This is a genomic window from Pseudomonas fluorescens, from assembly GCF_000802965.1.
Lineage (GTDB): Bacteria > Pseudomonadota > Gammaproteobacteria > Pseudomonadales > Pseudomonadaceae > Aquipseudomonas > Aquipseudomonas fluorescens_A.
Genome location: NZ_JSAK01000008.1, coordinates 489,226 through 497,501 on the forward strand (window position 1 = coordinate 489,226; position 8,276 = coordinate 497,501).

Annotated in this window: 7 protein-coding genes and 2 pseudogenes; 4 read left to right on the top strand and 5 right to left on the bottom strand. The window is 57.7% G+C overall.

Annotation, left to right across the window (positions count from 1 at the left end; translation table 11 throughout):
- Positions 1–8: 8 nt before the first annotated feature.
- Positions 9–2,084, top strand: coding sequence for an ATP-dependent DNA helicase RecG (recG, locus tag NL64_RS08800; protein WP_034147736.1), 2,076 nt, complete (start codon positions 9–11; stop codon positions 2,082–2,084).
- 78 nt (positions 2,085–2,162) lie between these two features.
- Positions 2,163–3,563, top strand: coding sequence for an aminoacyl-tRNA deacylase and HDOD domain-containing protein (locus NL64_RS08805; RefSeq protein WP_034147737.1), 1,401 nt, complete (start codon positions 2,163–2,165; stop codon positions 3,561–3,563).
- Between the two features lie 71 nt (positions 3,564–3,634).
- On the opposite strand, the gene NL64_RS08810 is transcribed toward NL64_RS08805, so the two are convergent.
- Both NL64_RS08810 and NL64_RS30055 read right to left on the bottom strand, forming a co-directional pair.
- Entirely contained in the window at positions 3,635–4,867 is a 1,233-nt protein-coding gene (locus NL64_RS08810) for a hypothetical protein (RefSeq protein ID WP_034147738.1), read from the bottom strand.
- Between the two features lie 492 nt (positions 4,868–5,359).
- A pseudogene (locus tag NL64_RS30055) lies at positions 5,360–5,479 on the bottom strand (helicase); the annotation flags it as partial.
- A gap of 73 nt (positions 5,480–5,552) precedes the next feature.
- Between NL64_RS30055 and NL64_RS08815 the strand changes: the two are divergent.
- Positions 5,553–5,810 (top strand): hypothetical protein, encoded by a 258-nt coding sequence (locus NL64_RS08815; RefSeq protein WP_034147739.1) that lies wholly within the window; start codon positions 5,553–5,555, stop codon positions 5,808–5,810.
- Positions 5,807–6,565, top strand: coding sequence for a Fic/DOC family protein (locus NL64_RS08820; protein ID WP_034147740.1), 759 nt, complete (start codon positions 5,807–5,809; stop codon positions 6,563–6,565). Before NL64_RS08815 ends, NL64_RS08820 begins: the two co-directional genes overlap by 4 nt.
- Before the next feature lie 45 nt (positions 6,566–6,610).
- On the opposite strand, the gene NL64_RS08825 is transcribed toward NL64_RS08820, so the two are convergent.
- From NL64_RS08825 to NL64_RS30360, 3 genes and pseudogenes are all read right to left on the bottom strand, one after another.
- On the bottom strand, positions 6,611–6,994 hold the full coding sequence (locus tag NL64_RS08825) for a hypothetical protein (RefSeq protein ID WP_034147741.1): 384 nt from the start codon (positions 6,992–6,994) through the stop codon (positions 6,611–6,613).
- A 111-nt stretch (positions 6,995–7,105) separates the two neighbouring features.
- On the bottom strand, positions 7,106–8,137 hold the full coding sequence (locus tag NL64_RS08830; protein WP_034147742.1) for a serine/threonine-protein kinase: 1,032 nt from the start codon (positions 8,135–8,137) through the stop codon (positions 7,106–7,108).
- Positions 8,137–8,276, bottom strand: a pseudogene (locus NL64_RS30360) (serine/threonine-protein phosphatase); the annotation flags it as partial. The pseudogene NL64_RS30360 and the gene NL64_RS08830, both read right to left, overlap by 1 nt.

Genomic DNA, 8,276 nt, shown 5'->3' on the forward strand with positions numbered 1-8,276 from the left:
CAAGCGTCATGACCGAGTTGTCGCAAGTGTCGGTGACGGCACTCAAGGGTGTCGGCGAAGCCATGGCCGAGAAACTGGCCAAGGTCGGCCTGGAAAATCTCCAGGACGTGCTGTTTCACCTGCCCCTGCGTTATCAGGACCGCACGCGCGTGGTGCCGATCGGCGCGCTGCGCCCGGGCCAGGACGCCGTAATCGAAGGCACCGTCAGCGGCGCCGATGTGGTCATGGGCCGACGCCGCAGCCTGGTGGTGCGCCTGCAGGACGGCACCGGCGGGCTCAGTCTGCGCTTCTACCATTTCAGCAATGCACAGAAGGAAGGCCTCAAGCGTGGCACGCGGATTCGCTGCTACGGCGAAGCGCGGCCCGGTGCCTCGGGGCTGGAAATCTACCACCCGGAATACCGCGCCATCACCGGCGACGAACCACCTCCCGTGGATGAAACCCTGACCCCGGTGTACCCGCTCACCGAAGGCCTGACGCAACAGCGCTTGCGCCAACTGTGCATGCAAACCCTGACCTTGCTCGGCCCGAGCAGCCTGCCCGATTGGCTGCCGAACGAACTGGCGCGGGACTATCAACTGGCACCGCTGGCCGATGCAATTCGCTATCTCCATAACCCGCCCGCCGATGCCGACGTCGATGAACTCGCCCTCGGTCATCACTGGGCGCAGCACCGCTTGGCCTTTGAAGAACTGCTGACCCATCAACTGTCCCAGCAACGCCTGCGCGAAAGCATGCGTTCCTTGCGCGCACCGGCGATGCCGAAAGCCACGAAGCTGCCAGCCAAATACCTCGCCAACCTCGGCTTCTCGCCGACTGGCGCACAGCAGCGGGTCGGCAACGAAATCGCCTACGACCTGAGTCAGCACGAACCCATGCTGCGGCTGATTCAGGGCGACGTTGGCGCGGGTAAAACCGTGGTCGCCGCCCTCGCTGCGTTGCAGGCGCTGGAGGCCGGTTACCAAGTGGCGTTGATGGCGCCCACAGAGATTCTCGCCGAACAACACTTCATCACCTTCAAGCGCTGGCTCGAACCGCTGGGCATCGAAGTCGCGTGGCTGGCCGGCAAACTCAAGGGCAAAAACCGCGTAGCTGCGCTGGAACAAATCGCCAGTGGCACGCCGATGGTGGTCGGCACCCACGCGCTATTCCAGGACGAAGTACAGTTCAAGAACCTGGCGCTGGTGATCATCGACGAACAGCACCGTTTCGGCGTGCAACAGCGGTTGGCGCTGCGGCAGAAAGGCGTCGGCGGGCGGATGTGCCCGCATCAGTTGATCATGACCGCCACGCCGATCCCCCGCACGCTGGCCATGAGCGCCTACGCCGACCTCGACACCTCGATCCTCGACGAATTGCCACCCGGCCGAACCCCGGTGAACACCGTGCTGATCACCGACACCCGGCGCGTCGAAGTCATCGAACGGGTGCGCGGCGCCTGTGCCGAAGGGCGTCAGGCCTATTGGGTGTGCACGCTGATCGAAGAGTCGGAAGAGCTGACCTGCCAGGCCGCGGAAACCACCTTTGAGGACCTCACCGCCGCCCTCGGCGAGTTGAAAGTCGGGTTGATTCACGGCCGCATGAAGCCAGTTGAGAAAGCCGCAGTGATGGCCGAATTCAAGGCTGGCAACTTGCAACTGCTGGTCGCCACCACCGTGATCGAAGTTGGCGTGGACGTGCCCAACGCCAGCCTGATGATCATCGAAAACCCCGAACGCCTTGGGCTCGCGCAACTGCACCAGTTGCGCGGTCGTGTGGGTCGGGGCAGCGCCGCCAGCCATTGCGTGCTGCTCTACCATCCGCCGCTGTCGCAGATCGGCCGTCAGCGCCTGGGTATCATGCGCGAAACAAACGACGGCTTTGTCATCGCCGAAAAAGACCTCGAACTGCGCGGCCCCGGTGAAATGCTCGGCACGCGGCAGACGGGTCTGCTTCAATTCAAGGTCGCCGACCTGATGCGCGACGCCGACCTGCTACCCGCCGTGCGCGACGCCGCTCAAGCCTTGCTCGAACGCTGGCCCGACCATGTCAGCCCATTGCTAGATCGTTGGTTGCGCCATGGGCAGCAATACGGCCAAGTGTGAGCACCGTCGCAGTTTGTGGGCGATGGCTTTGAGCAAGCTGGTTATACTCCTGCAATTGTTTTAGAACGGATACAGAACATGACCGAAGTTGCCCTCGCACCCGCTACCCCGCACGCGCCGTCGGTCATTCGGCTGTTACTGAACAAAATGGGCATTGCCTACGAAGAGGTTCTCGACCATCACGGCTTGAATCCGGCGCGCAAGGTCCAGGCCGTTCTGCTCGATGATGCTGTCGGCGCGCTGATGGTGTTGTTCCCGCAAAGCCAATTGCTGGACCTCAATCGCCTCACCGAACTCACTGGTCGCCGCCTCACCGCCGTACCCACCGAGCGCCTGGAAAAGATGCTCGGCAAGCACAACCTGAGCCTGTTGCCCGGCCTGCCGTCACTCACCAGCTCGCCGTGCCTGTACGAAGAAAGCCTGCTGCGCGAACCGATGGTGCTGGTCAACTCGGGCGAGCCGGGCGTGCTGCTGGAAATCACCAGCGAAGCCTTCAAATCGATGCTGAACAAAGCCAGTGCCGCCAACTTCGGCGAAGCACTGACCAGCATCCGCCCGAACCTCGACCGCCCCGACGATGACCGCGAGGAAATTACCCAGGCTGTTCAGGCGTTCACCGCGCGGCGTATCCAGCAACGCCTGGAAGCGACCATCGAAATTCCGCCACTGGCCGAAACCGCGCAGAAGATCATCAAACTGCGCGTCGACCCCAACGCCACCATCGACGACATCACCAGCGTGGTCGAAACCGACCCGGCACTGGCGGCACAAGTGGTGAGCTGGGCGGCGTCGCCGTACTACGCGTCGCCGGGCAAGATTCGTTCAGTGGAAGACGCCATCGTGCGCGTGCTGGGTTTCGACCTGGTGATCAACCTGGCACTCGGCCTGGCCCTGGGCAAAACCCTGAGCCTGCCCAAAGACCACCCGCAACACGCCACGCCGTACTGGCAGCAATCGATCTACACCGCCGCCGTCATCGAAGGCCTGACCCGCGCCATGCCGCGCGCCCAACGCCCGGAAGCCGGCCTGACCTACCTCGCCGGCCTGCTGCACAACTTCGGCTACTTGCTGCTGGCCCACGTGTTCCCGCCGCACTTCTCGCTGATCTGCCGCCACCTGGAGGTCAACCCGCACCTGTGCCACAGCTACATCGAGCAACACCTGCTGGGCATCAGCCGCGAACAGATCGGCGCCTGGCTGATGCGCTACTGGGACATGCCCGAAGAACTGTCCACCGCGCTGCGCTTCCAGCACGACCCCACCTACGACGGCGCCTACGCCGAGTACCCGAACCTGGTGTGCCTGTCCGTACGCCTGCTGCGCAGCCGTGGCATCGGTTCGGGCCCGGATGAAGACATCCCCGACGCCCTGCTCGAACGCGTTGGCCTGACCCGCGCCAAGGCTGAAGATGTGGTCAGCAAAGTGCTGGAAGCTGAAGTGCTGCTACGCGAACTGGCTTCGCAGTTCAGCCAGGCCTAAACGCAAACAGGCCCGCTCCCTCAGGATCACAATCTCTGTGGGAGCTTGCTCGCGATGAAACCAGCCCGGTTTCAGGTCAGGTAGCGCACCGCATAGCGATGATAAGAGTGGCCCAGAATGACAATCTTGTTATCCGATGTGAGTTCGCTCCCAAGGTGCCGCGTATTCGCTTCTGCCTTACTGGGGAAGAGGACCCAGCCCTTGCCTCCAAACGCAGGGTCAAGAGCGCCATCAAGCTGGTAACGCGAAACCATCAAGTAACCGTCGCTAGTCCAACCGGTCACCACGATTCTTCCATCCGGCTGCGCGACACATTTCGCGAAATTCAATCCTTCACGGAAATCGTCATACAGCGGTCTTCCCTTGTTGAAAATCAGATTGAAGCTGCCGCTAGCGTTAAGGACGGTAATCAGGCCTTCTCCCTTGTTTGAGAACCCCGTCACCAAAATCGCACCATCTGCGCGTAACACCGTGGAGGACAGAAAGGACATCCGCCCCTCTTCACCGTTGGGGATGATGACTTTCCCACCGTTACCGAACGAAGTATCGATAGCTCCATTTTGGTTATAGCGAGTTACGAAAGCGTCCCCCATAGTGCCGACAGGCGCGAAAAGTGTACCTCCGACCAACACACCATCCCTGTCGGCTGCCAACCCTCCGAGGGCAATTCCGGCGACTGGCGACTCAATAAATACATGGCCGCCATTGAAACTCGTGCTCCTTGAACCATCTGGATTAAGGCAGTACACAACACCCTTGAAGACGCCGCTGGAAGTATAAAAGGAGTGGCTCAAATAGATCTTTGCATCAAGCTGGGATACAACCATCCAACCGGAGCTGAAGAACAGCGCATCGATAGTCGAGTCCTTATCAACAAACCTGGCGTCGGCCCCGAGTTCGGAAGCTAAAAGCGTAACCATGCCCTCATCACCGAAAGATTCATCTAATCGACCGTCTTCCAGCAAACCAAAGACATACAGTTTGTCGGCCCTTACTAGTTGTATGCCACTGATAAGGTATCCGCCAGTTGAACGGGGAATCACAGCGCTTGGCGACATTGCAACTGCGCCTCTATCCGGTATCACAACTGTGCCGTCCTTTCCAAAGGACTGGTCAAACGCTCCTTTGTCGGTAAATCGTGAAACGGTATGCCCTGAACCGGCTAGCCACCCAGTAGCGACCAGTAATTTTTTATCTTGCAGAGCAGCCACTGCAGTCGTACTGGTCGGCATTTCCATCATGCCATCGCCATGAAAGGCTGGGTCGAGAGTGCCTGCGTTTTTTAACCCGGATTCTTGCTTCATGATTGTGGTCTCTGAATGATCCTAATGAGTCCTACAAGACATATCGATCCCAGTTGAGCACGCTCCCATCGGAGCTCTGCTCTACTTCTCACGTCTGGTATCGCAACAAACTCGCCGGCCCGACAAGAGCAAGCTTCTTATCATTTGTTACCTGCATATCTCGATAGCTATTTCTTAACCAATATCACCAAACGACGAGTCAAGAGTTCCTGCCGCAACTTCGTTCACCTTGTTCATTTGCGCACTCCATTGAAGTAAAAAGGGCACGTTCAGTGACACCCAACGCTATGGAGCACGCGAAATCGACTTTTGTGACCTGTCACAAATGACATTCAAATAGATTATTTCGGCCTAGAGATCGATCCAGAAATTCAAAAATTGGAATAGTTTGTTATTTCTTCAACTAACAGATGGCTCAATCAAGAGGCTGTAGAGGCAAAGTTGTTCCGGCGGCGATCCGTCCAAATATCTGCCCAAGTAGCAAAAGCGCCCTCAAGCCTTAGGCTTGGCCTTTTTCGACTTCAAATACTTGGTCACCCCCTGGAACCAGATCACCAGCGCCGGGTTGCCCTTGATCTGAATCGAGTCGTCCTGAATCCCCGTCATGCATGCATTGGCCGACGAGCCAGCAACGACAGAAAGCAAGCGCACTGCTATGATTTGAGCGCAAATAGAGGGCTTTCCGATGACCCAAACAGCGGCTAGCAGTGTTGCAAGTCAAGTCCGCAAGCTTGCCAAGGAACACAAAATCACTGCCGAGCCTGACGGCATGAGCCGTATGGCCGTGACCATTACCTGTCTGGCGGGTGATATCGTCGTGCTGGATGGCGTTGAACAGTTGCTCGTCAATCTGAAGAAAAAAGGCGCATTGAGCAAATCAGAAGCCTTGGTGCTCCAAGGGCGTTACCTTCAGGAGAGGCGCTCGAAGAAACGTAGCGCATGACTTTTGACCCGTTCGGCGATTTCGAAACGGCTGGCTACCTTCAAAACTCGCTGTGCCTGAAAGATCCCACTGAAGTTAAAGAATCAGAGCATTTTTCGTTCGAATTGAGCATCGAAGACGCTCTTGCCTATTTGGCCAAGACCAAGCCAATCGATTACAAGTCAGTCCTCAAAGTTCACGAGATCCTTTTCTCCGGCTTCTATCCTTGGGCAGGAAAAGATCGGTGCGAGCTTGTCCCGCACTTGGCTGTCTTCAAGGGCTTGCACGGCGATCCGCGAAGCACCGTCTTTGAGCATCCGAACTCCATCAAGATGTCTGTCGACTATGCGCTTGAGCTAGCAGCCAACCAGAAACGTTTCAGAGATCGCCCTGGCGAAGTAATGGGCCAACTAGCGTTCGCACACCCCTTTCTCGACGGCAACGGCCGCACGATCCTGTTGGTCTTCATGGAGCTCTGCTATCGGGCCCGGTTCGCCATCGACTGGTCAAAGACCACCAAGGACGACTACCTGCGGGCGCTCAGTGATGAAATTCGAGAACCTCGCGGGAGGCATCTCGATCACTACCTGCAACCGTTCGTAGTCGATATCGCCAGTCGAGACGAGTGGCCAGCGACCATCAGCAGCATCCGCGGCCTGGATGGCCTGGACAAGGAAGGCATCACCTACGAGAACCTGGATAATCCGGAAGTCCAGCAGATATACAAGACTTACAGGGCACGATCACTCGACACATCAGACCCGCAGGAGTCGTAAGGCTAAAGGCCGGAGACGAATCCTTGTGGTCAGCCGGAAAAAACCTCAAACCTTTGGCTTGGCCTTCTTCGGCTTCAAATACTTGGTCAACCCCTGGAACCAGATCACCAGCGCCGGGTTGCCCTTGATCTGAATCGACTTGTCCTGAATCCCCGTCATGAACGCCAATTGCTTGTTCTTCGCCTGCATCGTGGCAAAGCCATACGCGGCGTCTTTAAAGACAATGGCAAACGCAGGCTCGGCGTACACACCCGCCTTGCTGGTTATACGCTGATCCTTCACGCGGAAATGTCGCGCCACTTTTCCGTCCAGCGTTTGCAGTTGAAACACCAACTCCTTGTCGCCCAACTGCTGCTGAAACGCAGGATTGGTCCGACTGGCCTTACCCATCAACAAACCCAGCATCCACAACAGAAAACGAAATTTCATGCGCAAGCCTCAAAGGAAGAATGAACGGCCGGCGCAGTGTAGCGACTTCGAACAGGAACGCCACTATCGAGTTGCGTTAGAAGAAGATGACGCACTTTTTGACGCTGATGACTACCAAGTCATTGACGAAGCATGACTTTCAGAGCGTCGATGAAACCATTGGCTCCACCAAGAGGAAGAGCCTCCCAAGATGTCACGCAAGTGCGACGCCGTAAGATGTCTGGTTGCAGGATCGAAAGCCAATGCCGTTCGCAAGGCTTGCCAGCAGTGTTTAGGCATGTTCGTGGGCATTTGCAGGTCAAGACTCAGGTGTTCATTACTGGACAGAGTCGAAAACAAACCGCGCATAGGATTCGTTCCACTGGCCAGCTCATAGATCACACAGGCAGCCGCGAAGACGTCGGCTCTTGTTGTCAGCGGCGCACCGTTCAGCAATTCCGGCGCAGCGTAGCCCGGAGTCCACGCCTTGAAGCGACTCCGGCTCAGTTGCGCAAGTCCCGGCAGGACGCCCTTCTCGGCCTGGCCCAGACCAAAATCGAACAGCCGCAGGCCATCTTCGCCAATCATCACGTTGCTCGGTTTCAGATCGCCGTGGAGTACGCCGCGGCTGTGGGAATAGGCCAGCGCATCAAGCAACGCATGCGCGATATCACGCAGGTCCGGCCACGGTAATCCCAAAGGGTGTTCGCAGAGCAATTTATCCAGCGTCAGACCATGCATTAATTCCATGGTGAAGAAGGCTCGCTGACACTGAGTGTCCACCTCAAAGTTGTGCAAGCGCAGCACGTTGGGGTGATGCAGTCGCCGGGTCAGGGCAAACTCGCTATAGAGCAATGCGCTGGCGTCCGGAGAATCGGCAAAGTCTTCACTGAGGAGTTTCAGCGCGACATACGGTTCGGGATCTCCGAACTGCTCGTATAGCAGATCCCGAGCGCGGTAAACCACACCCATACCGCCAGCGCCTAGCAAACGCTCGATGCAGTAACGCCCGCCCAATACCTGCGGCAAATCGCCAATGCGAATGCATGTCGCTGGTACTTCACGCGATGGTTCGGCAGGGTTGGCGAAAGCGAAATAGGTCAGGTCAACTACCTCATCTTCGCTGATCGCTAACGGGTCAGGCATTAACGCAGGCTCAATCATTAGCGGATCACTACGGCGGTCAGATTGTCCCGGGCGGGACCGTTCAACGCACCATCGAACAAACGCGCCAGCGCCATACTCGGTACAGCCAGGCTCAATGCGCTCCCTAATGCATTGCTGTTGCCGCTGACCGAAAACT

Excerpts from the sequence above, each read along its gene's own strand:
- NL64_RS08820 (WP_034147740.1), top strand. The coding sequence starts at position 5,807 with ATGACTTTTGACCCGTTCGGCGATTTCGAAACGGCTGGCTACCTTCAA.
- NL64_RS08810 (WP_034147738.1), bottom strand. The coding sequence starts at position 4,867 with ATGAAGCAAGAATCCGGGTTAAAAAACGCAGGCACTCTCGACCCAGCC.
- NL64_RS08805 (WP_034147737.1), top strand. The coding sequence starts at position 2,163 with ATGACCGAAGTTGCCCTCGCACCCGCTACCCCGCACGCGCCGTCGGTC.
- NL64_RS08825 (WP_034147741.1), bottom strand. The coding sequence starts at position 6,994 with ATGAAATTTCGTTTTCTGTTGTGGATGCTGGGTTTGTTGATGGGTAAG.
- NL64_RS08830 (WP_034147742.1), bottom strand. The coding sequence starts at position 8,137 with ATGATTGAGCCTGCGTTAATGCCTGACCCGTTAGCGATCAGCGAAGAT.
- recG (WP_034147736.1), top strand. The coding sequence starts at position 9 with ATGACCGAGTTGTCGCAAGTGTCGGTGACGGCACTCAAGGGTGTCGGC.
- NL64_RS08815 (WP_034147739.1), top strand. The coding sequence starts at position 5,553 with ATGACCCAAACAGCGGCTAGCAGTGTTGCAAGTCAAGTCCGCAAGCTT.